Genomic DNA, 23,542 nt, shown 5'->3' with positions numbered 1-23,542 from the left:
TCTGTGGGGCGAAGGTTACTGCTGCGGGAGCAGGGACAACACCTTGAAAGGGATGATTCTCAGTTGCTGTCAGAAGCGTAATCGAGTGGTCACCTCACCGTTGGGGGGCTGTTTCTAGACTTCTCTTCGTGGCGCAGAAATCGCCACCTGGATGAACCATATCGGGCATCCGGCGCCACAGGAGATCATCATGAAACTCAAGTCCACCCTCATCGTCCTTTCCCTCATCACCGCTCCCGCTTTTGCTTCGGACCAATTGGTCAGCAAGACGCGCGAACAAGTGCGGGCCGAGTTGGCCCAGGCCATGCAGAGCGGTGACATGCTCGCTTCCGGCGAATCGGGCCTGACGCTCAAACAACTCAACCCCGGTGCATACCCGGCGACTGCATCCGCGCAGGCCGCAAAATCACGAGAGCAAGTGCGCGCAGAACTGGAACAAGCAATCCGCACGGGCGACATCCTTGTGGGCGGTGAATCGGGTGCCAAGCTCAATGAAGTGATGCCTGACCGTTACCCCGTAGTGGCCAACGCTTCTTCCAAGACCCGCGCCCAGGTCAAGAGTGAGTTGGCACGCGCCATCCGCGAAGGCGAAATCGTCTCCGTGGGAGAAGACGCCCGCAAACTCAATGAAATCTATCCTGACCGATATCAGGCTGCGCGCCATGCTGCCGTGGCCGCCACCTCGGGCGAAGCCAGCCAGGCCCCTCGGTTCTAAACAAGTTCTCCGAGGGGTCGGCTGCTGATCTGGAGGGGTCTTTCGAAACAGGCCCACCTCCAGTGGACTCGCCAGGCATGTCTGCGGTGTCAGAAGCAAATGTGCTCCACACCTCCTATTGCACTCTTACGCCCCCTGAGCATCAGACCTGCATGTTCATCACATCGGTATAGGCCTGGACAATGCGATTGCGGCTCTGAAGCGTAGCCTGAAACGCGATGCTCGACTTGACGCCAGCGAGCATCGTTTCTTCGAGACTGACCGTGGGATTGCCGAGTGTGACCTCGCGGCTCAGGCGACCAGACTCACTCTGCAACTGGCTTGTGGTTGAAAGCGCCTGCTTCATCGCATCCAGAAAACCGCCTCCCTGGATGCTCGGTGCTTTGGGCACAGAGTTTCCTTGCGAACTGACAGGCAATAGTGCTTCCAATGGCTTTGTCGTGACATTCATTGCGGAGCCTTCTGGGGGCGAAGGGTTTGCGAAGTGCTGCCTCGCAGAGGTCTACCAAGGCAATGCCCTATCGTAGTTATTGGCACCCGGCCTGTAGCGTTCACAACGCAAGGCTCTACCCGCCAATCCCCCCGTTCTGGATAACAGGAACTTCATCTTGCCGACATCGCCGTGGATCACCGCATCCCTGGAGCCCAAAGAGTCGAGCCCAAGCGAAGCGCGCCGTACGAAATAGCCGTGGCTCACAGCCGCTGCGAAATCTCCAGCAGTGGCTTGATGCTGGACCCAAAGCGGCTCATGGAGGCATGGTTCTGCTCCAACTGGCTGTAGGGCAAATACCGGATTCCCAGCTCCGACACCCTGGAGAAGGCGGGCCTTTGAAGTTGCTCAGCGACCTTGTCTCTACGATTGTCTGGAGCCACCAGAAACAATGCACAGTTGCCTGCAACCGGCGTGCCCAGGGCCAGATCGAGCATGCGCACAATCCCCGAGTAGATGGACGTGGTGTGTTCGACTTCGAATGCGGCGGCGAATTGCGAGGTCTGGGGATCAACCCATACGACATCGATCAGTCGCACAGACTCCAAACCTCGGTCCAGGCTGGCGGGCAGCTGCGCGAGGCATCCGTCTCCTAGCAGCCCCCCTCCATAGGCGCGGCCCCGGTCGTTGGACGCGATCCAGACCTCAAACCCGAGGGCCTTGCCCAGGTCGCGCAGCGAAGCCTGGACACCCGTGTGGGTCGCATCGCTTTCTGTCTCCTGGGACAGTTCCCGTTGCAATGCGGAGGATTCCTGGCGCACACGTTCCAGGTCTTCTTGCCATAGAGCTGTCGCCGCCGCATCCATGGCTGGTGGCGGCGCTGCATATCGGCCACTGCCAATGTCAAACATGAGTCCCGCGATTGCACCCAGATCATTCGACAGCTTCAGCCGGTACTGCGCGTTCAGGCGCAGCAGGCCTTCACGCATTGAGAGATAGTGATCCCAGCGTCCGAGCTTCACGCGCCCTCCTGTCACCGCGTTGAAACCATTGACGATTGCCGTGTTGAAGGGAGAGACCAGCGTTGGGTGGATGAAGTACAGCAAGTTGGCGACCGCTGGGCCCAAGCCTTTGATGCCAATTGCATCAATGCGCTGTATGGCGGCCACCACGTCTTCCGCGCAGTCGCAGTGATCACAAGTGTGAAGAAGGTCTGCGAAGGCAAGCTGATTACCCGTGTTCTCGTAGATGTCCGGAATCCGCAGCTTGGGTTTCCAGAGGAAAGCGTGGTCCGCTCCCTTGAAAATCTGGCGCTGCTCTGCCACGGAACCAACGATCGTCTCCAGCGAGGAGCCTCGGTAGGCGTTGCCAAATGTTCCGCCTCGGATGTCCTGCACCACCTGCGCAATGCCTCGGCGAATGGATCGGAAGTTCTTGATCCGCTGATCCCACAAGAACCAGGTGTTGTAGGTGCTGCTCGGGTCTGCCTTCCAGCAGTCTATGAGAGTTTCCAAAGGGTCATGCATCTGTCGTGAGGTGCTTGCCAATGCTCTGTGCACTGGGGAAATACATCGAAAAACAAGTCCTGCCATCCGCCGAACTCACAGAAATCCGTCCCCGGTGTGCGTGAACAATCGCCTGGGTAATGGACAAGCCCAACCCCGCTCCGTCCGAGTCCAGCTGCTTGCGCGACTTGTCCGCCCTAAAGAAGCGGTCGAACAGGCGGGGGATCATCTGCGCCTCGATGGAAGGTCCAGTGTTGACGACGTCCACGGTGGTTCCGTGCAGGCCCCCTTGGATGTCTACGGCCACCTGCTCGCCTGGCGGGGTGTAGCGAATGGCGTTGGACAGGAGATTGCTCAGCGCCCGGCGCAGCATCAACCGGTCGCCAATGATCTCCGCCGCCCCGGTCAATTGCAGGCGAACCTGCTTTTCTTCGGCCAGTGCCTCGTAGAAATCAAACAGGGCCTGTGCTTCATCGTGAACAGCGATCTTCTCCGTGCTGGGAAGAATGAGACCGTGGTCAGCCTTGGCCAGGAACAACATGTCAGCCACCATGCGGGCCAGGCGCTGGTACTCCTCGGCGTTGGAGGCCAGTATGTCCTGGTACTCCTCAGAGGAGCGAGCCTGGCTGAGTGTGACCTGCGTCTGTGTCATCAGATTGTTGATCGGCGTACGCAGCTCGTGAGCCAGGTCCGAAGAAAACTCGGACAGGCGGTCGAACTCCTCCTTCAAGCGCCGGAGCATCTCGTTGAGGGTGGTCGCCAGGTCGGCCATCTCCACCGGAAACTCCTGGGTTGGCATCCGCTCGTCCAGTCGCTGTGCCGTGATGGCCATGGCGCGGGACCGCATGGCGCGAAGGGGGGCCAAGCCATTCTTTGCGGCCCACCAGCCCAGGATCCCAGCCACCAGCGTTGCCAATGCCACGTAGCTCACAAGTACCCAAATCAATTCGTACATGAAGTGCTTGTGGTGAGTAATGTCCACGGCCACCCAGACCTGCAGCGGCGGCTCTGCGGAATTTGGCAGCGTCACGGCTTCGGACATCCCCCGGTACTCACGGTCCTTGATTCGCCACGAGGCAACCCCCAAGCGGGAATGCTGGGTCAGCACGCTCAAGTCCGCAGGAAACTCAAAATCCTCCGTCGAGTACAGCGATTGGCCATTGCGAAACACGGTGACGAAAAGGCCCTCATGGCTGTGCAAAACGTCATCCAGCCGCATCTTCAGATCCTGCGGCGACTTCGATTTGCCGATGACTTCACGCGTCAGATGGATCTTGTCGCGCAGGGCATCGCGGTCAAGCTCCACAAAATGCCGGTCGATGGAAATCGCCACAAGAGTCCCCAGGCCGATCAGCACCAAGGCGGACGCCAAAGTAAAAAAGACAGTCAGCCGTGTCGTGAGCGAGTACCGGACTTTCACGTACTCTCCTGGGGCGCTTCAAGCACATACCCCATGCCTCGCACCGTCTGGATCAGCTTGGCGTCATAGGCATCATCGATCTTGGCCCTCAGCCTGCGCATCGCCACCTCGATCACGTTGGAATCGCTGTCGAAATTCATATCCCACACCTGCGACGCAATCAGAGTGCGCGGCAGAACTTCCCCTTGGCGGCGCATGAGCAGCTCCAGGAGTCCAAATTCCTTGGCCGTGAGGTCAATGCGTTTGCCAGATCTGTTGACTCGCCGCCGCAAGAGGTCCAGTTCGAGATCGGCCACCTGAAGGATCGTCACCTCGGTACCATTACGACCGCGCCTGAGAATGGTGCGCACTCGCGCCAGCAACTCGGCGAATGAAAACGGTTTGACCAAGTAGTCGTCCGCCCCCAGTTCCAATCCTTTGATCCGGTCTTGCACCTGATCCTTGGCCGTGAGAAACAGTACAGGCATCTCCAGGCCCCGGCGACGCAGACTGGTGAGAACCTGCCAGCCGTCCATCCCCGGAAGCATCACATCCAGAATCACCAGGTCGTAGTCACCTTCCTGGGCCAGATGCAAGCCATCGACTCCGTTGTGAACCAGATCGGCGTTGAACCCTGCCTCACGCAAGCCTTGGCGCAGGTATTCGCCGGTTTTGATTTCATCCTCGACGAGCAATATCTTCACGGGATCTCCTTGTCTGCGAATGACGGCAAGTGTGCCTGCAGATCGCGGGCTTTCTTGAACATGACAAAGATGTAATGAAGCCGTTATGTCATCGGAAGCTGTTGGCTCACATAATGCGTTGCATCAAGAACGCATGGTGAACCTATGAAAATTTCCTGGCTTTCACGACATATATCAACCCCCTGGCTGGCCGCCGCGCTAATAGCGCCGTCCCTGGCTCTGGCTCAGATGCCAGAGGGCGAATCCGCCAAGGTGGACTATCAGCTTTCGTACCGATCAGCCCTCTCGGGCTACGAAGCCTACAAAGAGCAATCCGTCCAGCCCTGGAAAGCGGCCAATGACAAGGTGGGCGAGATCGGAGGCTGGCGCACCTATGCCAAGGAAATTCGCCAGACGGCACCCACAACCGGCCAGGACCAACCCGCACAGGGCCATGATGCACACCACGGGGGCAAACAATGAACCGCCCCTTGCGCATGCCCCGCGCCAAACTCGTGATCGCCGTGGCCGCAGTGGCGGTGTTGTCTGGCTGCGCCAGTGTGAATCTGGAGCAAAACATCTCCAGCGCCAACGCAGCCGCAAGCGGTTTTACCGACGGCCAGCTCACCTTGGCCCGGGACCAGAGCGAGCGTGACGCCTTGCGCCAGCGCGCTTCGGATTTGCTTGCCGACCCGCTCAGCCAAAACAATGCCGTGCAACTCGCACTGGTCAATAGTCCCTCTATGCAGGCCATCGTCGCCCAAAACTGGGCAGACGCTTCTACGGCGGCCCAGTCCGGCCGCATCGCCAACCCCATCCTGACCCTGGAGCGCGTTCGCCTGGGCAGCGAGACGGAGATCGGCCGCCTGCTGTCCTTCGGGCTGCTGGACCTGCTGACCTTGCCGACACGCAAAGGCATCGCTGAGCAGCGCATCAAGCAGACCCAGTTGCGCCTTAGCAGCGACGTAGTGGACCAAGTCACGCAGGTACGTCAGGCCTGGGTACGCGCTGTCGCCGCACAACAAACGCTGACTTACACCCAACAGGTTGTCGCTAGCGCCCAAGCAAGTGCCGAACTGGCCAAGCGCATGCAGGCGGTGGGCAATTTCAACAAGCTTGACCGTGTGCGCCAGCAAGCGTTCTATGCCGATACGGCGACCCAGCTGGCCAGTGCCCAGCACCAGGTGACGGCAGCCCGTGAGGAGCTGGTGCGGCTGCTGGGCCTGGACGATAGCCAAGCCAAGCAGCTCAAGCTGCCTGAGCGCCTGCCCACACTGCCCAAGGAGCCGCTGTCCCCATCGGACGCTGGCCGTCAGGCATCCAAGGGGCGACTGGATCTGCAGATCGCGAAGGCCGACTACGACGCAGCCGCACGCGCGCAAGGCTGGAACACGATCACGACCTTCACGGACATCGAGCTGGGCGTGCGGCGCGACTCGGTCTTTGATGCCGCTGAGAACACCCACTCCACGCGGCGCGGCTTCGAGATCAGCTTGCAGTTACCCATCTTCGATTGGGGTGGAATGCGGCGCGACGCCATGAATGCGCAGACCCTGGCTGCGGCCAACCGCCTGGAAGCAACCGCACGCGCGGCGGGTTCGAACCTTCGGGAGAGCTACTCCGCGTACCGCACTGCATATGACATCGCGCGTCACCACCGCGACGAGGTGATTCCCCTGCGAAAAACCATCTCCGAAGAAAACCAGCTTCGCTACAACGGGATGCTGATCAGCGTTTTCGAGTTGCTTGCCGACTCCCGCGACCAGGTGAACTCGGTGATGGCGGCCCTGAACGCCGAACAGCAGTTCTGGCTGGCGGACGCCGCCCTTCAGGCCTCTCTCATCGGCAAGCCCACCAGCGCTGGCGTCTCGGGCGGTGGCGCAGCCGCTGCCGAAGCCGGTGCAGGCCACTGATCCCCTCAAGGAAACCAACATGAATTCAAGAAGAGATTTTTTCCGGTTTGCTGGCATTGCCGGAGGGGCCGTGGCCGCAGCGAGTGTGAGCCGCGTGGCAATGGCCGCACTGCCAGAACCCGTGTACCAGACAAGCGCAGACACCATGGCGCCGCTGGTGCCCAACTCCGGGCGCCCCTACAACCCGGTGGTCACGCTCAACGGCTGGACGCTGCCCTGGCGCATGAACCAGGGGGTCAAGGAGTTCCACCTGGTGGCAGAACCCGTTGTGCGCGAAATGGCCCCTGGCTTCAAGGCCCACCTGTGGGGATACAACGGCCAGAGTCCTGGTCCCACCATTGAAGTGGTGGAAGGCGATCGCGTTCGCATTTTTGTGACCAACAAGCTGCCTGAGCACACCAGCATCCACTGGCATGGACAGCGTTTGCCCAATGGCATGGACGGTGTGGCGGGATTGAACCAGCCCGCAATCCAGTCGGGCAAGACCTTCGTCTACGAGTTCGTGGCGCGCCGCCCGGGCACCTTCATGTACCACCCGCATGCCGATGAAATGACCCAGATGGCCATGGGCATGATGGGCTTCTGGATCACGCACCCCAAGGCCAAGCATCCGCTGATCGACGAAGTGCACCGTGATTTCTGCTTCCTGCTCAGTGCTTATGACATTGAGCCAGGGGCCGCGACGCCCAGGGTTGCAGAGATGACGAACTTCAATCTGTGGACATGGAACAGCCGCATCTTTCCTGGCATCGACTCCTTGAACGTCCGGCTCAACGACAAGGTGCGTATTCGCATCGGCAACCTCACCATGACCAACCACCCGATGCACTTGCACGGTCACGAGTTTTTGGTCACCGGCACGGATGGTGGTCCTACACCCAAGAGCACCCGTCTCTATGAAGTGACCACCGACGTGGCCGTGGGCCAGATGCGCCAGATCGAGTTCCTCGCGGACGAAGAAGGTGACTGGGCATTCCACTGCCACAAGAGCCACCACACCATGAACGCAATGGGTCACGACATTCCCACCATGATTGGCGTAGACCACCGGGGCGTGGCCAAGAAGATCAACAACCTGATTCCCGACTACATGGTCATGGGCGAACGGGGCATGGCGGACATGACCGAGATGGAGATGCCCATCCCGGACAACACCATTCCCATGATGACCGGGGAAGGCCCGTTCGGGTCGGTCGAAATGGGCGGGATGTTCAGCGTCGTCAAAGTACGCCGCGACCAGAAACCGGGCGACTACAAAAATCCGGGTTGGTACAAGAACCCAGAGGGCACGGTGGCGTACGAGTACACCGGCCCGATGGCGGAGCCTGCCCGCTTCAAGGCCGAGGGCGGCCAATCCATGCCCCGCAAAGAGAAGTCCAGTTCGGACACTGTCGTCAAGGTCAAAAAGCCGTCTTCGCACAGCGGCCACTGATCGCCTCCTTTCCTCATCCACAACCCAAGGTAACTATGAAACGCACTCTTTCCCTGATCGCCGCCTCCGCCCTGGTGGCCCTGTCCTTCAACAGCTTTGCGGGCGGTACCCACAGCGGCGGTCACGGCCATGGAAGCGAGGAGTCAGCCATCGGCGAACCAGGCAAAGCCTCCAAAGTCAGTCGCACAATCAACGTGGACATGGCTGACACCATGCGCTTCACGCCCGCCGCGATCTCCGTCAAGCAGGGCGAAACGGTCAAGTTCGTGATCAAGAACAGTGGCCAGGTCAAGCATGAGTTCAGCCTGGGCACCGATGCCGAACTCAAGGAGCACTACGAGACGATGAAGAAGTTCCCGGACATGGAGCATGACGAGCCCAGCAAGGTGTCGCTGGCCCCCGGCAAGCAAGGCGAAATCATCTGGCAGTTCACCAAGGCTGGCGAAGTGAAGTTCGCCTGCCTGTACCCAGGCCACTACGACGCAGGCATGAAGGGCCAGGTCACGGTGGTCAAGAAGTAATCGGGGAATCCCTGCACGCAATTGAACAAGGAGCTCGTATGAAAAACGCAAACACTTTATTGATCGGCGCTATGTTGTCGCTGGTCACTCTCATGCCGCTGTCGGCCGTGGCGCAGGCCGCTGGAGACGCCGGAAAAGCCGCATCCACGACCGCAGCCTCCATGACCGATGGAGAGGTGCGCAAGATCGACAAGGACGCCGGCAAGATCACCATCAAGCATGGCGACATCAAGCACTTGGAGATGCCGGGGATGACCATGGTGTTTGCTGCCAAGGACAAGGCCCTGCTCGACAAGACGCAGGTCGGCGACAAGATCCGTTTCATGGTGATCAACGAGGGCGGAAAGATGGTTGTCACCGCCATCGAGCCTGCCAAGTAAGCAAACCGTGTCTCGCCGCGCCCTCAAGAAGGGGCGCTCTGCGGTTCGCGCCGCAACCCACCAAGGAAAAATCATGAAAACTCTCCTTACTGCTATCGCCCTGGCGGCAGCATCGTCCGCGTTCGCCGCTGGCGACACCCAAGAGGCCACGCCCTACACCAACTCCAAGGCGCAAGCGCATGGCGAGTAACACAAAAAGGCCCGTCCTGCGACCGGTGTGAAGCGGACCAAGGATGGCAGTACGGCGCGGGGTGAAGGCTCTGGCATCGCCGACACCAGCAAGGCCGAAGCCCGTGGTCAGGAAAAGGCCAATGCGCGTGAAGCCATGCCGCACAAGGAAGCCACTCCGGGCTCCACGCCTAAGTAATGCAAACGGGTGGGCCGCAATCGTGGTGCAAGGTGATGGCTTCGCAAGCCCCCCTCAGGGCCTAGTTCAGTGCCCGCTCCGATGTACGTGGACTCCGCGCATCCACGTCATAAGGTCTAGTTGGCTGTTCGTCGGCGTGTCGGTCACACCAGAGTGCGCTCTGGAAACCTTGGCTCCGCGCCGAGTCGGCTTGACGAAACTTGCGTTGTGGTTGGGCTTCGAGGGACTGTCCGCCGCCAGGTTGTCAAGAATTGCGCAGTTCGAGTGGTCGTCGCCAGCGCACACAGAAACCAACTGCTCCAAGGCTGATTTCATCTCGATAATCTCCCGCAGCTTCTCCTCCAGATCCGCCAGATGGCGCTCCGCAATCGCCTTTACCTGCCGACTGGTGCGGTGCGTGTCACCCCATTGGCCGATCAACTCCGCAATCTGGGGCATGGAGAACCCGAGGCGGCGCGACTGGCGGATGAAACGCAGTACCGAAACTTCGCGCTCACCGTATTTTCGATAGCCAGACTCACTGCGCTCAGCTTCTGGCAACAAACCTGTTTGCTCGTAGTGGCGGATCATCTTGGCCGATACACCTGCCGCTTTGGCCGCTTCGCCGATGTTCATGAGTGTGGTCATGGATGCTCCTGTGCAATGGAATAACACGGTAGCAAGGACTTTGGCCCTTACCACCGTGTCAATGTCAAGCGCTCCGAATACTACGTTTTGTAAAGCCTAGATCAGGCGGGCGGATATCCAGCCTCGGTCAGCGCCTCGACCAGTGTCTTGCGATCTTCCGCGCTTTGCACAGTGACCATGCGTTTGGACATGTCCACCTGCACTTTACATTCAGGGTCTGTCATCTGAAGCGTCTGGCTCACCATCCCAGCACAGTGTCCGCAGGTCATGTCGGGGAGTTGGAATTCATGCATTTTTCGCCTCTTGGAAAAAGTTAAGAGGCTTTCAGTCTCCGGTTTGCCACTGGGGCAAGGTCAAGTGGCCAGATAGATATCCAAACAAGGAGCGGCGGCTCGCTTGCGTCTCCCATCGTGTCAACCCTGAAAGTTCGAACTCTGCCGGCTAACGCCGGAGTTGAACACCACATGGAGATTACTATGAACACCTCTGCCCATGAAGCGGGGCCGTCCGCCTCACTATCTATCGCACTCCTGAATCTTCCGATACTTGGCATGACCTGCGGCTCTTGCGTTGGACGGGTTGAAAAGGCCCTCAAAGCCGTCCCTGGGGTCCGTGAGGTGACCGTGAATATTGCTACTGAGCGCGCCTCCGTGGTTGCCGCCTCCACGGTGCCGGTCCCGGCCTTGGCTGCGGCTGTCGAAAAGGCTGGATACGCAATAGCGGAAGAGTCCGTGGAGCTTTTGATCGGTGGGATGACCTGCGCGTCGTGCGTGGGACGTGTCGAAAAAGCGCTGAAGGGTGTACCAGGCGTCAAGCATGCGGAAGTCAATCTAGCCACGGAGCGTGCGCAGGTTCGTTTCGATGCAGGATTGCCTCCCGAACGCCTGGTAGCCGCCGTTGTAAAGGCGGGCTATGAGGCGCAGGTGGCGGATACGAACACTCCCACTGAACACGACAAGCAGTCGGCGCCCTGGTGGCCTGTCGCTCTAGCCGCTGGTCTGTCCTTCCCCCTGGTATTGCCCATGCTTGGCATGCTGTTCGGTCAAGACTGGACACTCAACGGCTGGATTCAACTGGCCCTGGCCACGCCTGTGCAGTTCTGGCTGGGCGCGAGGTTCTACCGCGCTGGCTGGAAGGCTCTTCGTGCAGGCGCAGGCAACATGGATCTGCTGGTCGCATTGGGTACGTCGGCCGGGTTCGGCTTGAGCCTGTACCTGCTGGTCAAGCACGCTGAGCACGGCACACCCCACCTGTACTTTGAAGCCTCCTCTGTCATTGTCACGCTAGTGCTCCTCGGGAAGTGGCTGGAAGCCCGAGCCAAGCGACAAACCACCGAAGCGATCCGGGCGCTGCATGCGCTGCGCCCAGAAATTGCACGTGTGCGCACTGATGCCGGTGACATTGATCTACCACTCTCACGCGTGAAAGTAGGTGATACGGTGGTTGTCCGCCCAGGGGAGAGAGTCCCGGTAGACGGCTCGGTGATCGAAGGCGCAAGCCAGGTGGATGAGTCATTGATCACCGGGGAGAGCCTGCCTGTGGCGAAGCACGTCGGTGACAAGGTGACGGGAGGCTCCGTGAACGCGGAGGGCTTGTTGTTGGTACGGACGACTGCGATAGGCGCAGAGTCAACTCTGTCGCGCATCGTGCGGATGGTTGAGTCGGCGCAGGCGAAGAAGGCTCCCATCCAGCGGATTGTGGATGAAGTGAGTGCGGTCTTTGTGCCCGTGGTGCTCGGCCTTGCTGCCATCACACTGATGGGCTGGGGCTTTGCCACTGGCAACTGGGAACAGGCGATCCTCAATGCTGTCGCGGTACTTGTCATTGCGTGCCCTTGTGCGCTGGGTTTGGCTACTCCCACCGCGATCATGGCGGGCACCGGCGTTGCAGCACGCCACGGTATTCTGATCAAGGATGCAGAAGCACTGGAGGTTGCCCACCACATCGACACCGTGGCGTTCGACAAGACCGGCACCCTGACCGAGGGGAAGCCCACTTTGACGGCTGCGATGCCTGCCGAAGGCCTCCAGGATCAGTTACTGCCGTTTGCTGCGGCCATTCAGAACGGCAGCGAGCATCCACTGGCCAAGGCCGTGATGGACGCTGCACGCACCCAGGGTGTGACCGTTCCTCGTGCCACTGAGGTCACAGCGGTAGCTGGCAGAGGCATGTCTGCTGTCATCAAAGGACGCCAGATCCGCCTCGGGAGTACACGTTACATGGAGGAGTTGGATGTCAACATGGCCAGTCTGACCGGGGCTGCAGTACAGATGCAACAAGAGGGCCGCACAGTATCCTGGTTGGCTGACGTGACCGATGCGCCAGAAGTGATGGGTTTATTGGTATTTGGAGACACAGTGAAGCCCAGCTCACAACAGGCCATTGCCCAACTGCATGCTCTGGGCATCCAGACCGTCTTGGTCACCGGGGACAACAAGGGAAGCGCAAGCGCAGTAGCCAGCGCGTTGGGCATCGATCAGGTTCGTGCTGATGTGCTGCCGGAAGGCAAGGCGGATATCGTGGCGCAGCTCAAGTCAGGTGGCAGGCACGTTGCGATGGTGGGTGACGGCATCAACGACGCGCCCGCTCTGGCTGCGGCGAATGTGGGAATTGCCATGTCCACGGGCACCGACGTGGCCATGCATGCTGCGGGGATCACGCTGATGCATGGTGACCCCGCGTTGATCGCAGATGCCATCGACATCTCTCGGCGCACGTACGCAAAGATCCGTCAGAACCTTTTGTGGGCATTCGCGTACAACGTGGTCGGGATCCCCTTGGCTGCATTTGGCCTGTTGAATCCCATGGTGGCGGGAGCAGCTATGGCCCTCAGCAGCGTGAGTGTGGTGACCAATGCGTTGCTGCTGCGTTCTTGGAAGAGGTAAGGACTAGCGCCAGATCCGACAACGGATCCTGTCAGATGTAGACCGCGTATGTCCATCGCTATCCGGTCGAACTCAAGAGGTTCTGTGAACGTGCTGATGGTGCACATCTGGTGCGTGGGGGTGAGCGTGGGTCATAGGCTCATGGGTGTGCTCGTGACCATGGCTTTCCGCCAAACGCAGCACCACTCGCGCCAGCATCACAACTCCGCCCGGCAGCATCAACAATCCCGCAGCACGCTCCCAGAATACTGCTAGGCAGAGACGCACAACTGGCCTTCAAGCATGGTGGCATGACGGCAGGCACTTTCGCGGCGCCCCCGCTGCTTTCGCGGGGGGCTGTGCGTATATTTTCTGGGCGGGATACTGGCGCCCATGGCCTTCGCAGCGCCCCCTGAAACCAAGCTAAACACGGCGCAGATCCGTTAAGCGGTGGGCGGGCACCATGTCACCGAAGGGCGCCATTGGAGCGATGACTACTTCCTGGATGTTCGCCTGAGGCGTTCAGAAAACGGCCGCACAAGCGCCGGACGCTGTAGCGCGCAGAACAATCAACGCTGCCTCTTGCGGCCCAAGGTCAACAAGGAGTCCCCAGTCTGCTTTGATGTGGTGCGCGTGGGCGACAAACTGCAGTACCGCGATGCCAGGCGCGTGGTGTATGCGGGCCCGGTCAGAAAGAGCTTGCCGCCACCTGCTCGATGACGAGTCTCATCAGCCTCTACGGCGCACGCTCCGTCATAGGCCCTTTAGGAGCCTTGGCACCAATTGAGGTTGGTCACAGTCCCATGCGTTGTAGTAAACCTCGTCGCCCACTGCGATGCCGGAGTCCGGGTCCACTTTGGCGAAGTGCCCGCGCGCTCGGGTCACTTGCCTTTGGATGAATGCAAAGCGGTCATTGGGGCGAATCTCCATTCCCTGGCAGCGAGGGCTACCTGTCTTCAAGAATTCTTCTGCGGTGACCAGTTTGGTGACCTTGCCGATTCTCCAGCCTTCGGACACAGCGTATTGGTTTTCATAGACTGGGGTGCTACAGCCTGAAAGCACCAGCAAAGCCAGCGCAGTAGCAATCGACAGCATCGAGTTTTTCATCGTCAAAGTTCCTTTGCCACAGTCTTGGGACATCTGGTCTGGTCAATGCCTGTGCTGGTGGTGAACATCCGGCGCATGGGGATGGGCGTGGGTGACCGGCTCATGGAAGTGCACATGGCTGTGGCTCCCCGTGGGCATCACGTCATGAACGTGCGAATGGTGTCCATCGTCATGACGGTGGGCGTGCTCATGCTCCATCGGCTCGTGCGTATGTTCATGCCCGTGGCTCTCGGCCAAATGCAGCAGCACCCCCGCAAGCATCAGAAGACCACCGAGCAGCATCAGCCACCCCGCAGACCGTTCACCGAAGCCGAACGCTACAGCCGCACCGATGAAAGGTGCAAAGGCGAACACGGAGCCAGTCCGCGCCGCCCCAAAAGCCCGCTGCGCCAGAAGGTAGAACCGAAGACTCAAGCCATACCCCGTGGCCCCCACGGCAAAGAGCCCTAGAGCTGCCTTCAGGGAGGGCAAAGGCTCGCCCCACGCAATGGCAAGACATGCTGTCGCAGCGGCACCGAGCAAGGCCTTCGCCATCACGACCTGGCTGGGATCGCGCTCGGCCAGTCCCCGGGACAGGGTGTTGTCCACGCCCCAGGCCACCGTCGCCAGTAGCACCGCAAGCAGACCGAGCAGCTGCGTGCCGCCCTGCAGGCCCTGGTCCATGACCAAAGCCATGCCACCGGCCAGCAAAAGAAGCATGGCAGCCCACACACGGCGGTCCATGGTCTCGCTGTACAGCCACCACGCCAGTGTGGCAGTAAACAGGGCTTCCAGAGTGAGCATGAGCGAGGCACTGGCACCACTGGTGTGTTGAAGGCCCCAGGCCAGGGCGACAGGACCCAGAGCGGCACCGAACCCCGCCATGGCGATGAGGCGCCCGGCGTCGGATCTCTGCAACCTTGCCTCGTGAGCAGCGGTCCGCAGGGACAAGGCACCCACGACAGCCGCCCCTGCATACAGCAGCGCGGCCGTTGTGAACGCGCCCAGCCCGGCACCCAAGCGTTGAACCAGCGGGGTGCTGATGCCAAACAGGGCTGCAGCCAGCAAGGCCAGCAGACCACCTTGCAGTGCAGGCAAAGACAGAGAGCCGCGCGCCATGGGTCTTATTTCACCGTGAATCTAACAGTGACGTTCTTTTTGCTGTTGGTCGTGATCAGCGCAACCACCTTTGTGCCCTTGACCAACTTCACGCCCTTGGCCTCCAGCTTGTTGCCGCCTGCAGATTTCAGGGGCGCCTCTGCCTTTTCGGTGCCGTTGAGCACGGTGATCTTGCCGCCAAACTTGGATGCGTCCGCATCCTCGTCGTGGTCCACGATGTAGATTGCCGCGCCGTCAGCGGTGGCGACCAGCTCGAATGACAGATCGGAGGCGGTTTGCACCACGCCGCCGTGAGCAGGCTCGGCTGCACCATGGGCCATTGCAGCAGGCGCACTTGTCAGGGATGCCATCACGATTGCGGTGGCTGCCATCAGTTGGGAGAAGTTCTTTTTCATGGTCATTTGGGTTTCCTTCCGTTGAGTTTGTTTCACTGGCGCGCTTCAAAAGGCAGCGCACCAAGGCCTATCAAAAAGTGGGTGAGAATTAAGCTGGAGCCTGGAGTCAGAAGGCCTCCTGGCCTATGGATTCGCTTTCGGCTTGTGCGGTGCTGCCCTCAATCAAGCGCCGGGTGGCACCTTCGCCAAAAAGCCAGAACATCACGGGCGTCAGCAGCGTGTCCAGCAAGGTCGAGCTGACGAGTCCGCCGAAGATCACGACCGCCACCGGGTGCAGGATCTCCTTGCCGGGAGCATCGGCGGCCAACAGCAGCGGCGTCAGTGCAAAGGCTGCAACCAGCGCCGTCATCAAGACCGGAGTCAACCGCTCCAGCGAGCCGCGCACGATCATGGGTTGGCCGAAGACCTCACCCTCGAACTTGCACAGGTTGATGTAGTGGCTGACCTTCAAAATCCCGTTGCGCGTGGCAATGCCCGCCAGCGTGATGAAGCCCACCATGGATGCCACCGAAAGGCTCACCCCCGCCAGCCACATCGCTGCCACGCTGCCGATGAGCGCGAGCGGGATGTTGGCCATGATGATTCCTGCCAACACCGCCGACTTGTAGCGCACATACAGAACGAGAAAAATCATTGCCAAAGACACCAGCGACAAGCCGACGATCAGTTGCATCGCTTGCTCCTGGGCCTGGAACTGGCCTTCCAGACTCAGAAAGGTCCCCGGTGGCAATGGCGTCTTTGCCATCACCGCACGAATGTCTGCAATGACGCGGCCCATGTCGGAGCCGTCCGTGTTGGCATAAACGACGATGCGCCGACGACCGTTTTCTCGGCCAATCTGGTTGGGGCCATCGGTTTCCTGGACCGTGGCGATGGCAGACACCGGTATCTGCCCCGCTGGGGTGTCGATCAGTGTTCGCGCCAGATCCTGCGGGCTGCGTTTGTCATCGGGCAGGCGCAGCACCAGTTCATAGCGGCGAAGTCCATCCACGATCTGCGCACCATGGGCCCCATCTGTCAGGGCCTGTAGGACCCGCACAACCTCCCCCGGGGACAGTCCGACCTGCGCAGCCTTGCGGTGATCCAGCCGTACCGTGATCTGGGGAATTAGCACCTGCTTTTCCACCGTCAAATCCACCAGCCCTGGAACGCCCGAGAGTCCCTGGCGCATCTGCTCAGCCAGGCCCCGCAAGGTGTCCGTGTCATCGCCGAAAATCTTGAGCGCGATCTGCGCCCGCACCCCTGACAAGAGGTGATCCAGGCGGTGGGAGATAGGCTGGCCAATGGCCACCTGGGCCGGAAGGACGGCCAAACGGGCACGGATGTCCGCCATGACGGCTTCTCGGTCGCGTGCGGATCGCCTCAGGTCCACGTCGATCTCGGCCGAATGCACGCCTTCGGCATGTTCATCCAGCTCGGCGCGTCCCGTCCGGCGCCCGACCTGGGTGACTTCAGGGACTTCAGCGATCAGCGTCTCCGCCAACGCGCCCATGCGATTGGCTTCCGCCAGCGCAGTGCCTGGGTTGAACACCATGCCCAGCACCAGCGAACCCTCATTGAAGGCAGGCAGAAAAGCGCGTGGAAAAAACGGGACGCTTGCAGCTGCTACAGCTACCGCCAGTGCAGCGACAGCCATCAGCACCTTGGCGCGAGAAAACGACCAGCTGAGCACTTGCGCATCCCGCCGCTTGAGCCATGCGACCAGGGTGCTGTCACCGTGGTCCAACCGTTTCATCCCCGGCAATAGGTAAAGGCACAGCACGGGCGTAACCGTCATTGAGACCAGCATCGATGCCAGCACCGACACGATATAGGCGATGCCCAGGGGCGTGAACAGGCGACCCTCGATGCCCGGCAGCGCAAACAGCGGCACAAACACCAGCACCACGATGGCGGTGGCGTAGACGATGCCCGAGCGGACTTCCACGCTTGCCCGACGCACGACCTCCAGCATGGACAGTGGATTGCCCTGGGCACGGTTCTGCTTCAGCCTGCGCAGGATGTTCTCCACATCCACCACCGCATCGTCTACCAGCTCGCCAATGGCAATCGCCAGGCCTCCCAGGGTCATGACGTTGATGGACTGATCCAGCAGCCGGAACACCATGGCTGTTACGGCCAGCGACAAGGGTATCGCCACGAGCGAGATCAAAGTGGTTCGCGCGGACAACAGGAAGGCGAACAACACGATGGCCACCATGATGGCGCCGTCCCGCAAGGCCTCGGTCACGTTGCCGATGGACGCCTCGATGAAGTCAGCCTGGCGAAACAACACTTTCGGAGCAGCCAACCCCACGGGCAGCCCCTGCTTAAGATCCCCCAATGCCGCTTCGATGGCGTGGGTGAGCTTGACGGTATCGGCCGCAGGCTGCTTCTGCACACTGACGATGACGGCAGGCACGCCGCTGTATCCGGCGTCGCCGCGCTTCATGGCTGCAGCGAACCGGACATTGGCCACCTGTTCCAGCAAGATGGCCCGGCCGTCCTTCCAGGCTACGGCCACGCCCTGCAGGTCTTCGACACGGCTGGTGCGGCCAATGTGGCGAATGAGAAATTCACGGCTGTTGAGGTCGATGAAGCCACCTCCCGCATTCCCTGCAAAACCTCGAAGGGCCTGCTCGATCTGCGTCAATGTCACCCCGAACTGCGCCATGCGCGCGGTATCAGGCTCCACCCGCAACTGGCGTACTTCGCCGCCGATGGGGATGACCTGAGACACCCCTGGAATCGACAGCAGTCTTGGGCGCAGCACGAAGTCCGCGTACTCACGGGCCTGCATGGGTGTCGCTGCGGCGGCCTTACCATCGCCTGCTGCCAACGGCAGTGCGATGAGCATGACTTCGCCCATGATGGAAGACACTGGCCCCATGACGGGCGTGATGCCCCCTGGGAGTTGCTCCCGCACCAGTGCCAGGCGCTCCGCAACGAGCTGGCGGTTGCGGTAGATGTCCGTCCCCCAATCGAACTCGGCATAGAGGATGGACAGGCCCACCCCTGACGTGGAGCGCACGCGCGTGACCCCCGGCATGCCGTTGAGCGCGGTCTCCAGAGGGAAGGTCACCAGTTGCTCGACTTCTTCGGGTGCCATACCTCCTGCTTCCGTCAAGACGGTGACCAGGGGTTTGTTGAGGTCAGGAAACACATCGACTGGCGTGCGCCATGCGGTGATAGCCCCGTAGACCATCAGCAGCGCCGCGACCGCCAGGACGAACAGGCGGTTGTGAAGGCTGTTCCTTACGATCCAATTGAACATTGCGTGGGCTCCGTTCAGCGGATCTGTGCGATCAGCGGTGCACCTTGCACCACCACGCGGTTGTCAGCGCCCAGGCCCTGCGTGACGACCACAGTGGCGGCGTCCAGAGACCGGTACTGTACCGGCTGGGGAATGTAGCGCTCTGCGCCGGACTTGATCCAGACCACCGGTTCGTTGGCACTGTTGCGCACGACGGCCTGCGCAGGCAGGACGTAGCCTTTGACCTGCTCGTTCAGCGAGGCCACGACGGTGACAGGCTGTCCGACCGCCAGCGGCAAAGCCTTGCCCGATTGCTCCGGGACCGCCCTGAAGGTCATTGGCAGCACGCCATCGCGCAGGCTGCGCGCAGCGCCGATCAGCTGCAACTTGACGCCAGGCACCCCCTGCAAGTGGGCTGTACCCGTGCGTGCGGGCAAGCCAGGATCTGCCGTAGTGGCCTCCACCAGCACGCGTGCAGGGTCAATCACCTCGAACAACACTTCGCGGGCCTCAACCACCTGGCCTTTGGTCGCATCAGCCCTTGCAATCACCCCGGAGACGGGGGCCAGCAAGGCCTCTCGTGCAGCCAGACTCGCGCCAATGCTTTTTTCGCGCGCGCTGAGGCTCTGCAGCTCAGCACGTGCCGCCTCGATCTCCTTGCGTGGCACCGTGCCCTCGAGGGACTGCAGCCGCTGCACACGCTGTGCAGCCAGTTCTCGGCCACTACGCAACTCTGCCAATTGGGCTTGCTGGTTTGCCAAGGCATAGGGCTCTGCGTGGTGAGCCACATAGGCCAGCACCTCCCCCTGGCGCACGGTCTGGCCAGCGGCCGGTAGCCCGCGAGGGGCCGCTTCGATGCGGCCCCCATGGATTGCCTGAACCCGACCGCTCGCATTGGGGTCCACTACCACCCGGCCCGACAACTCGATGGTGGCTGCGGCCTGGGTTTCCGGTGTCAACTGCGTGCGGATGCCCAAGCGCCGTTGGGCGAGCATCGGAACGTTGACACTACCGTCTGGCAACCGCATCAAACCGGATGCGTTGACCGCCGTGGGGGCGTCCAGATGCTCACCGTTCGGGCCATGGGCACCCGGCGCTGCAACGGCAACAGGTGGGAACATCGCCGCGATGCACGTGATGACACTCAAGCCGAAAACATGGAGCATGCTGGTTGCCTTGGTTTTTTGCGTCGATGAGTTCACAGCGCACCTCCTTTAGAGGACGTACCTGCAGCCTTTGGCGTGCGACCAAAGAACCAACCGACCGCCGCCAGGACGACCAGGGCCAGAGCCAGCCAGACCGTTCGGGAGGGCCCATGGGCGTGACCGTCGTCGTGGGAGTGGCCATGGTCATCGAGCGCGGCGCCCGCGACCTTGAGGTTGCCGTCTAGAAGATCGGAGTCATTGCCCGCCAGTACGGTGACCACCATGGGGTGGTCACCGGGCGCCGCCAGGGCCTTGAGCATGTTGGCATCGTCGATGGCGTAGTCGCCCATGTCCGCATGGAACTTGGCAGGGGCCTTGAGATTGCCCGTCTCTACTTCGACCGTGGCGTTGAGCACAGGTTCGTTGGTGGCAAAGCGGTTGATCAGGATGGACAACTCTCCGCCCTGCAGTCGGCCCACCAACTCGAAGGCTTCCGAGCGAGCCTCAAAGCTGGGTACGGTGCCGCTTTGGGCCCCAGCTTGAGCGGGGGCATCCAAGTGCTCGCCATTGGGACCGTGCGCACCTGGAGCGGCATAGCTGGGTGTTCCGGCAAGCACCAGCAAGGCCAAGCCTGTTCCCAGCAATGAGAGGCGGCAACGAGAGGGGAATAGATTCAAGAGATTCATGGAAGGATTCCGAGAGATTGCTGGAAGCGGGCGCGGGCCAAGCCCAGAGCCACTTGCTGGCGCGCGAAGCTGGTGTCGGCCTGGGTAGCTGCAGCGAGCGCGCGCAACAACTCCGGCAGCGGTGTTTCTCCAGCTTTGAAAGACCGATCAATGAGCGTGGCACGCTCCCGCAGGAGTGCCGAGCGCTGGCGCTCTGCCTCCAGTTGCTGCTCGGCCGTGTGCACCGCAGCCTGCGCCATCGCTGCGTCAGCAGCCAGCCGCTCCTCGGTTCGCTGTTTCGTGGTCAGCGCTACGTCCAGCTCACTCAGTGCGGCAGCTTGCAGCGGTTGGTTGCGGCTCGCTGTGCCCAGGGGAATGCGCACGCCGACGCCGATGCTGTTTTGAGCCGACTCACCCCGCCCGGGGGTGTCTTGTCGGATGCGCAGCAAGAGCTCTGGAGGGTCGCGCCGCGTGGCGGCCACCACGTCCAGCCGCTTGCGAGCGCGCTCAACCGTCAGTGCAGCGACACGCGCATCGGGGTGCGTTTCAACGGCGAAGTGCCCCCCGCCTGGTGAAACTGCAGCACCATCAGAAACTGGGACAGACGGGAGATCAGGCGCCAGGGCTATGCCCGTCAGGGTTGTCCATTGAGACAGGCTGGCGCTCAGACGCTGCCGTGCAGCCATCTGTGCAGATTGCGCAGCCAGCGCTTCGGATTGAGCGACAAGCGCATCCGCATGGGCCAGATCACCCGCTTTGACGCGGCGGCGTACGTCGTTGGATATCTCCTGCAGAGATCGCACCTGGGCATCCGCCAGGTCGGACTCGGCCTTTTGCGCGGCAATGCCCCAGGCGGCTTCCCGCACCAATCCCGCGAAATGCAGGCGCCCCGCTTGAACGGCAGCCTGTGACAGCTCTACGTCGGCATCCACAGCAGCGCCGCGTGCATTGCGCTGCCCCGGCAACCACAGCGGCCACGCCAGGCCGGCCTCGGCCTCTCTGCGTCCCGCCGAAGTTTGCCAGCGGTCATCCCTGTAGGAAAACTCCAGTGCTGGGGGGGCCGCCCAAAGGCTGGAGATTGCTACCCGTTCAGCAGCAGCCCGCTGTGTCTGACCTTCTGCTTCTCTCGCCTGCGTGGTGCGCTGCCATGCAGACTCGACAGCTTGTGCCAGTGTGGGAGCCACGGGCGATGCCGTGGCTGAAAGTGATGGGGCGGTATTGGACTGCGCAACCGCAGCGCCACCGAGGACGCAGCTCAAAGCACAGCCTGCGGCACAACGCACCGCAAGCCTGGAAATAACAAAACGCACGTGATTCCTGACCGATCAAAGGCGGCTAACCAGGATCGTTGACGCATCAGCGCCTGATCAAAGCAGTACCGCACCGATGAACAACCCCGCTTTCGTGTGGAAAGCGCGGCGCTAAGGGTGGATCAGGAAATCAGTCGGGGAGGTCGTCGTAAACCGTCCAGATGAGGGGACGGGCTGACGGATTCGGCGGTCACGGCCGGTGGGGGCGAGCGGTCGAGAAGAAGCGACAGCTGGGGGAAGTGGAAAAGTGCTGCGGTCCCTGGGCCTGCCTCCGCCAGCATGTGCTGGATGGACTCCTGGGAATCGTCTTGGTACGCCACACCGTGTTCATCATGGTGGTGGGCGGAGCCTTCCAGATGCATTTCTGCATGCGCAGCCTGGAAAGCTCCCTCGTGGTCGAAAACGACCAACTGACGGGCCGTTGCAAAGGCCTGACAGAAGAAGGAGAGCAGCAGGATGACTGCGAGCAGCCGGCGCATGTATTAAAGAGCTTGCAGGTAAAACTAGCACGCGATCATAGCGACACCGAGTGGATGTGAACTGAAACCCACATGAAACGCGGGCCTTGCTCCCGGACTTTGACCACTAACATCAGCACCTGTGATGAGGACCAATTCAAGAATGATCAGGAGGGACACGGTATGGATACAGATACGAGCGAGGACGCTGGAGGTCCTGCAATTCTGAGTGGTAACGAAGTCATGGAGGCTCAATTCAAGGTTCACGACGCGACTGAAAAAGGTGAGCCGGCTAAGAAGCTGTACCTCAAGACGTTCGAGCTGATTGACCGAGACATTCTTCTTTGGCAAGAGCGCCCTGAATCTGAATGGCCCTTGTTGGCAACGATCCTTCCAAACAGCATCGTCATGTATCCAATACATGCGAACCCGCACACAAAACGCTATCTCACACCGAAACACGGCCGTTTCAAGACCGTGATTTACGAAGATGACGCGGATGGCACGTTGCCAAACGATCCACAAGACGTGGCGGCGCACGTGGCGTTGAGACTGGCATCCAACATTTTTGATCAACCCGGTGAAGGGCTTGGCCTCATCAAGGATCTTGATTCGGTTTGGCAGGCGTTGTCGTTGATACCGCAGGCTGACGTCCTTGTGATCGGCAAAAAGATCCGACTACGCTTGGACGGACGGTGTTCATCGACCAGAACAAAGTGGATAGCCTGCGCAGGGCCTTCAACCGGACTAAAACTAGGGGACGGCAACTCATTCAGCATTCCAAGCACAGCTTGGTACATGACCAGGTGCTCGCAGAGATCGCCCCTGACAGGTTCCAGCGGATTGAGCGCAAAGCACCGCCATTGGTGCAGGTACGAAGAGAGAACGCAGTTCAGACCGCGTATCGCGAGCGCGCGGAGCGGCGCGCTAGCATTCAATCCGTACAAAAGCAGGTCGATGTGCTGGCTGCCGAGGCGCCTTCTGAGTTACTGAGACTGCACGCGGAAATCGAAAGAGCTACGCTGACCGCCATGATTGGGCAGTACCGGGAAATGCTCAACAAGAGCCTCAAGGACGCACAGTGGCAACGCTTCTTTGAGAAACACAAGTTTGTCCTGAGCCTGGCTTTCGCTCGGCCCGTCGAGCTGTCTCACACCCAGTTTCACGCCCAAGGATCTACGCTTGCGGGAACGGGAGCACAGATTGGTGCATTTATGTCCAGACATTGGTTCTTCACCGGTGCATCCAGCGGCATCGGTCGCCATCTTGCCGAAATCATCCTGGCTTCGGGGGATG

22 protein-coding genes and 1 pseudogene are annotated in these 23,542 nt (G+C 60.8%); 10 read left to right on the top strand and 13 right to left on the bottom strand.

Annotated features, from left to right (window positions below; genetic code table 11):
- The first annotated feature begins 190 nt into the window (after positions 1-190).
- A complete protein-coding gene (locus AADJ04_RS12005) occupies positions 191-715 on the top strand; it encodes a DUF4148 domain-containing protein (RefSeq protein WP_341239753.1) in 525 nt (174 codons plus the stop codon).
- 142 nt (positions 716-857) lie between these two features.
- Here AADJ04_RS12005 and fliE read toward each other — a convergent pair whose 3' ends face one another.
- The 4 genes from fliE to AADJ04_RS11985 all read right to left on the bottom strand — a co-directional run bounded on the left by fliE (position 858) and on the right by AADJ04_RS11985 (position 4,753).
- On the bottom strand, positions 858-1,166 hold the full coding sequence (fliE, locus tag AADJ04_RS12000) for a flagellar hook-basal body complex protein FliE (RefSeq protein ID WP_207375633.1): 309 nt from the start codon (positions 1,164-1,166) through the stop codon (positions 858-860).
- Between the two features lie 242 nt (positions 1,167-1,408).
- Positions 1,409-2,671 (bottom strand): type II restriction endonuclease, encoded by a 1,263-nt coding sequence (locus AADJ04_RS11995; protein ID WP_338820515.1) that lies wholly within the window; start codon positions 2,669-2,671, stop codon positions 1,409-1,411.
- The gene (locus AADJ04_RS11990; RefSeq protein WP_341239752.1) at positions 2,664-4,070 is read right to left on the bottom strand and encodes a heavy metal sensor histidine kinase; all 1,407 of its coding nucleotides are present in this window, start codon (positions 4,068-4,070) and stop codon (positions 2,664-2,666) included. Before AADJ04_RS11990 ends, AADJ04_RS11995 begins: the two co-directional genes overlap by 8 nt.
- Complete coding sequence (locus AADJ04_RS11985) at positions 4,067-4,753, bottom strand: heavy metal response regulator transcription factor (protein WP_207375584.1); 687 nt, start codon at positions 4,751-4,753, stop codon at positions 4,067-4,069. The genes AADJ04_RS11990 and AADJ04_RS11985 overlap by 4 nt, the downstream gene beginning before the upstream one ends.
- 144 nt (positions 4,754-4,897) lie before the next feature.
- On the opposite strand from AADJ04_RS11985, the gene AADJ04_RS11980 reads away from it, so the two are divergent.
- The 6 genes from AADJ04_RS11980 (at position 4,898) to AADJ04_RS11955 (ending at position 9,345) form a co-directional block, all read left to right on the top strand.
- Positions 4,898-5,215, top strand: a complete 318-nt coding sequence (locus tag AADJ04_RS11980) for a hypothetical protein (RefSeq protein WP_341239751.1) — start codon at positions 4,898-4,900, stop codon at positions 5,213-5,215.
- Positions 5,212-6,645 (top strand): TolC family protein, encoded by a 1,434-nt coding sequence (locus AADJ04_RS11975; RefSeq protein WP_273624442.1) that lies wholly within the window; start codon positions 5,212-5,214, stop codon positions 6,643-6,645. The genes AADJ04_RS11980 and AADJ04_RS11975 overlap by 4 nt, the downstream gene beginning before the upstream one ends.
- Before the next feature lie 19 nt (positions 6,646-6,664).
- Positions 6,665-8,077 (top strand): copper oxidase, encoded by a 1,413-nt coding sequence (locus tag AADJ04_RS11970; protein ID WP_341239750.1) that lies wholly within the window; start codon positions 6,665-6,667, stop codon positions 8,075-8,077.
- A gap of 35 nt (positions 8,078-8,112) precedes the next feature.
- On the top strand, positions 8,113-8,598 hold the full coding sequence (locus AADJ04_RS11965; RefSeq protein ID WP_056419630.1) for a cupredoxin family protein: 486 nt from the start codon (positions 8,113-8,115) through the stop codon (positions 8,596-8,598).
- A gap of 38 nt (positions 8,599-8,636) precedes the next feature.
- Positions 8,637-8,978, top strand: a complete 342-nt coding sequence (locus AADJ04_RS11960) for a copper-binding protein (protein WP_108625381.1) — start codon at positions 8,637-8,639, stop codon at positions 8,976-8,978.
- A gap of 217 nt (positions 8,979-9,195) precedes the next feature.
- On the top strand, positions 9,196-9,345 hold the full coding sequence (locus AADJ04_RS11955) for a hypothetical protein (protein ID WP_207375269.1): 150 nt from the start codon (positions 9,196-9,198) through the stop codon (positions 9,343-9,345).
- Between the two features lie 66 nt (positions 9,346-9,411).
- Here the strand turns inward: AADJ04_RS11955 and cueR are convergent, their stop codons facing one another.
- Positions 9,412-9,972 carry a Cu(I)-responsive transcriptional regulator gene (gene cueR / locus AADJ04_RS11950; RefSeq protein WP_337931453.1) on the bottom strand — a complete coding sequence of 187 codons (561 nt, stop codon included), beginning with the start codon at positions 9,970-9,972 and terminating at the stop codon, positions 9,412-9,414.
- 101 nt (positions 9,973-10,073) lie between these two features.
- Complete coding sequence (locus AADJ04_RS11945; protein ID WP_056419638.1) at positions 10,074-10,265, bottom strand: heavy-metal-associated domain-containing protein; 192 nt, start codon at positions 10,263-10,265, stop codon at positions 10,074-10,076.
- Between the two features lie 183 nt (positions 10,266-10,448).
- Here AADJ04_RS11945 and AADJ04_RS11940 point away from each other — a divergent pair, with 183 nt between their 5' ends.
- Complete coding sequence (locus AADJ04_RS11940; RefSeq protein WP_341239749.1) at positions 10,449-12,857, top strand: heavy metal translocating P-type ATPase; 2,409 nt, start codon at positions 10,449-10,451, stop codon at positions 12,855-12,857.
- Between the two features lie 732 nt (positions 12,858-13,589).
- Here the strand turns inward: AADJ04_RS11940 and AADJ04_RS11935 are convergent.
- The 7 genes from AADJ04_RS11935 to AADJ04_RS11905 form a co-directional block, all read right to left on the bottom strand.
- Positions 13,590-13,943 (bottom strand): hypothetical protein, encoded by a 354-nt coding sequence (locus AADJ04_RS11935; RefSeq protein WP_063459139.1) that lies wholly within the window; start codon positions 13,941-13,943, stop codon positions 13,590-13,592.
- 42 nt (positions 13,944-13,985) lie between these two features.
- The gene (locus AADJ04_RS11930; protein ID WP_273624438.1) at positions 13,986-15,041 is read right to left on the bottom strand and encodes a DMT family transporter; all 1,056 of its coding nucleotides are present in this window, start codon (positions 15,039-15,041) and stop codon (positions 13,986-13,988) included.
- Positions 15,042-15,046: 5 nt separating this feature from the next.
- A complete protein-coding gene (locus AADJ04_RS11925) occupies positions 15,047-15,436 on the bottom strand; it encodes a hypothetical protein (RefSeq protein ID WP_063459186.1) in 390 nt (129 codons plus the stop codon).
- A 106-nt stretch (positions 15,437-15,542) separates the two neighbouring features.
- Positions 15,543-18,689, bottom strand: a complete 3,147-nt coding sequence (locus AADJ04_RS11920; RefSeq protein WP_207375267.1) for an efflux RND transporter permease subunit — start codon at positions 18,687-18,689, stop codon at positions 15,543-15,545.
- A 14-nt stretch (positions 18,690-18,703) separates the two neighbouring features.
- Entirely contained in the window at positions 18,704-19,789 is a 1,086-nt protein-coding gene (locus tag AADJ04_RS11915; RefSeq protein WP_054257474.1) for an efflux RND transporter periplasmic adaptor subunit, read from the bottom strand.
- Positions 19,790-19,866: 77 nt separating this feature from the next.
- Complete coding sequence (locus AADJ04_RS11910) at positions 19,867-20,499, bottom strand: hypothetical protein (protein WP_054257475.1); 633 nt, start codon at positions 20,497-20,499, stop codon at positions 19,867-19,869.
- Positions 20,496-21,662 (bottom strand): TolC family protein, encoded by a 1,167-nt coding sequence (locus AADJ04_RS11905; RefSeq protein ID WP_233495096.1) that lies wholly within the window; start codon positions 21,660-21,662, stop codon positions 20,496-20,498. Before AADJ04_RS11905 ends, AADJ04_RS11910 begins: the two co-directional genes overlap by 4 nt.
- A 434-nt stretch (positions 21,663-22,096) precedes the next feature.
- Here AADJ04_RS11905 and AADJ04_RS11900 point away from each other — a divergent pair, with 434 nt between their 5' ends.
- Both AADJ04_RS11900 and AADJ04_RS11895 read left to right on the top strand, forming a co-directional pair.
- Positions 22,097-22,327, top strand: a complete 231-nt coding sequence (locus tag AADJ04_RS11900) for a hypothetical protein (RefSeq protein ID WP_341239748.1) — start codon at positions 22,097-22,099, stop codon at positions 22,325-22,327.
- Positions 22,328-22,941: 614 nt separating this feature from the next.
- Positions 22,942-23,542, top strand: a pseudogene (locus AADJ04_RS11895) (hypothetical protein); the annotation flags it as partial.

This window comes from uncultured Acidovorax sp. (assembly GCF_964021665.1).
In the GTDB taxonomy this organism is placed as follows: domain Bacteria; phylum Pseudomonadota; class Gammaproteobacteria; order Burkholderiales; family Burkholderiaceae_C; genus Acidovorax; species Acidovorax temperans.
The sequence above is the reverse complement of the archived record's forward strand: the minus strand, read 5'-3'. Positions and strand labels throughout refer to the sequence as shown.

Bases quoted from the DNA above. Each gene is read 5' to 3' on its own strand.
- AADJ04_RS11930 (WP_273624438.1), bottom strand. From the start codon at position 15,041: ATGGCGCGCGGCTCTCTGTCTTTGCCTGCACTGCAAGGTGGTCTGCTG.
- fliE (WP_207375633.1), bottom strand. From the start codon at position 1,166: ATGAATGTCACGACAAAGCCATTGGAAGCACTATTGCCTGTCAGTTCG.
- AADJ04_RS11975 (WP_273624442.1), top strand. From the start codon at position 5,212: ATGAACCGCCCCTTGCGCATGCCCCGCGCCAAACTCGTGATCGCCGTG.
- AADJ04_RS11970 (WP_341239750.1), top strand. From the start codon at position 6,665: ATGAATTCAAGAAGAGATTTTTTCCGGTTTGCTGGCATTGCCGGAGGG.
- AADJ04_RS11915 (WP_054257474.1), bottom strand. From the start codon at position 19,789: ATGTTCCCACCTGTTGCCGTTGCAGCGCCGGGTGCCCATGGCCCGAAC.
- AADJ04_RS11910 (WP_054257475.1), bottom strand. From the start codon at position 20,499: ATGAATCTCTTGAATCTATTCCCCTCTCGTTGCCGCCTCTCATTGCTG.
- AADJ04_RS11980 (WP_341239751.1), top strand. From the start codon at position 4,898: ATGAAAATTTCCTGGCTTTCACGACATATATCAACCCCCTGGCTGGCC.
- AADJ04_RS12005 (WP_341239753.1), top strand. From the start codon at position 191: ATGAAACTCAAGTCCACCCTCATCGTCCTTTCCCTCATCACCGCTCCC.
- AADJ04_RS11940 (WP_341239749.1), top strand. From the start codon at position 10,449: ATGAACACCTCTGCCCATGAAGCGGGGCCGTCCGCCTCACTATCTATC.
- AADJ04_RS11960 (WP_108625381.1), top strand. From the start codon at position 8,637: ATGAAAAACGCAAACACTTTATTGATCGGCGCTATGTTGTCGCTGGTC.
- AADJ04_RS11935 (WP_063459139.1), bottom strand. From the start codon at position 13,943: ATGAAAAACTCGATGCTGTCGATTGCTACTGCGCTGGCTTTGCTGGTG.
- AADJ04_RS11945 (WP_056419638.1), bottom strand. From the start codon at position 10,265: ATGCATGAATTCCAACTCCCCGACATGACCTGCGGACACTGTGCTGGG.
- AADJ04_RS11965 (WP_056419630.1), top strand. From the start codon at position 8,113: ATGAAACGCACTCTTTCCCTGATCGCCGCCTCCGCCCTGGTGGCCCTG.
- AADJ04_RS11920 (WP_207375267.1), bottom strand. From the start codon at position 18,689: ATGTTCAATTGGATCGTAAGGAACAGCCTTCACAACCGCCTGTTCGTC.
- cueR (WP_337931453.1), bottom strand. From the start codon at position 9,972: ATGACCACACTCATGAACATCGGCGAAGCGGCCAAAGCGGCAGGTGTA.
- AADJ04_RS11995 (WP_338820515.1), bottom strand. From the start codon at position 2,671: ATGCATGACCCTTTGGAAACTCTCATAGACTGCTGGAAGGCAGACCCG.
- AADJ04_RS11925 (WP_063459186.1), bottom strand. From the start codon at position 15,436: ATGAAAAAGAACTTCTCCCAACTGATGGCAGCCACCGCAATCGTGATG.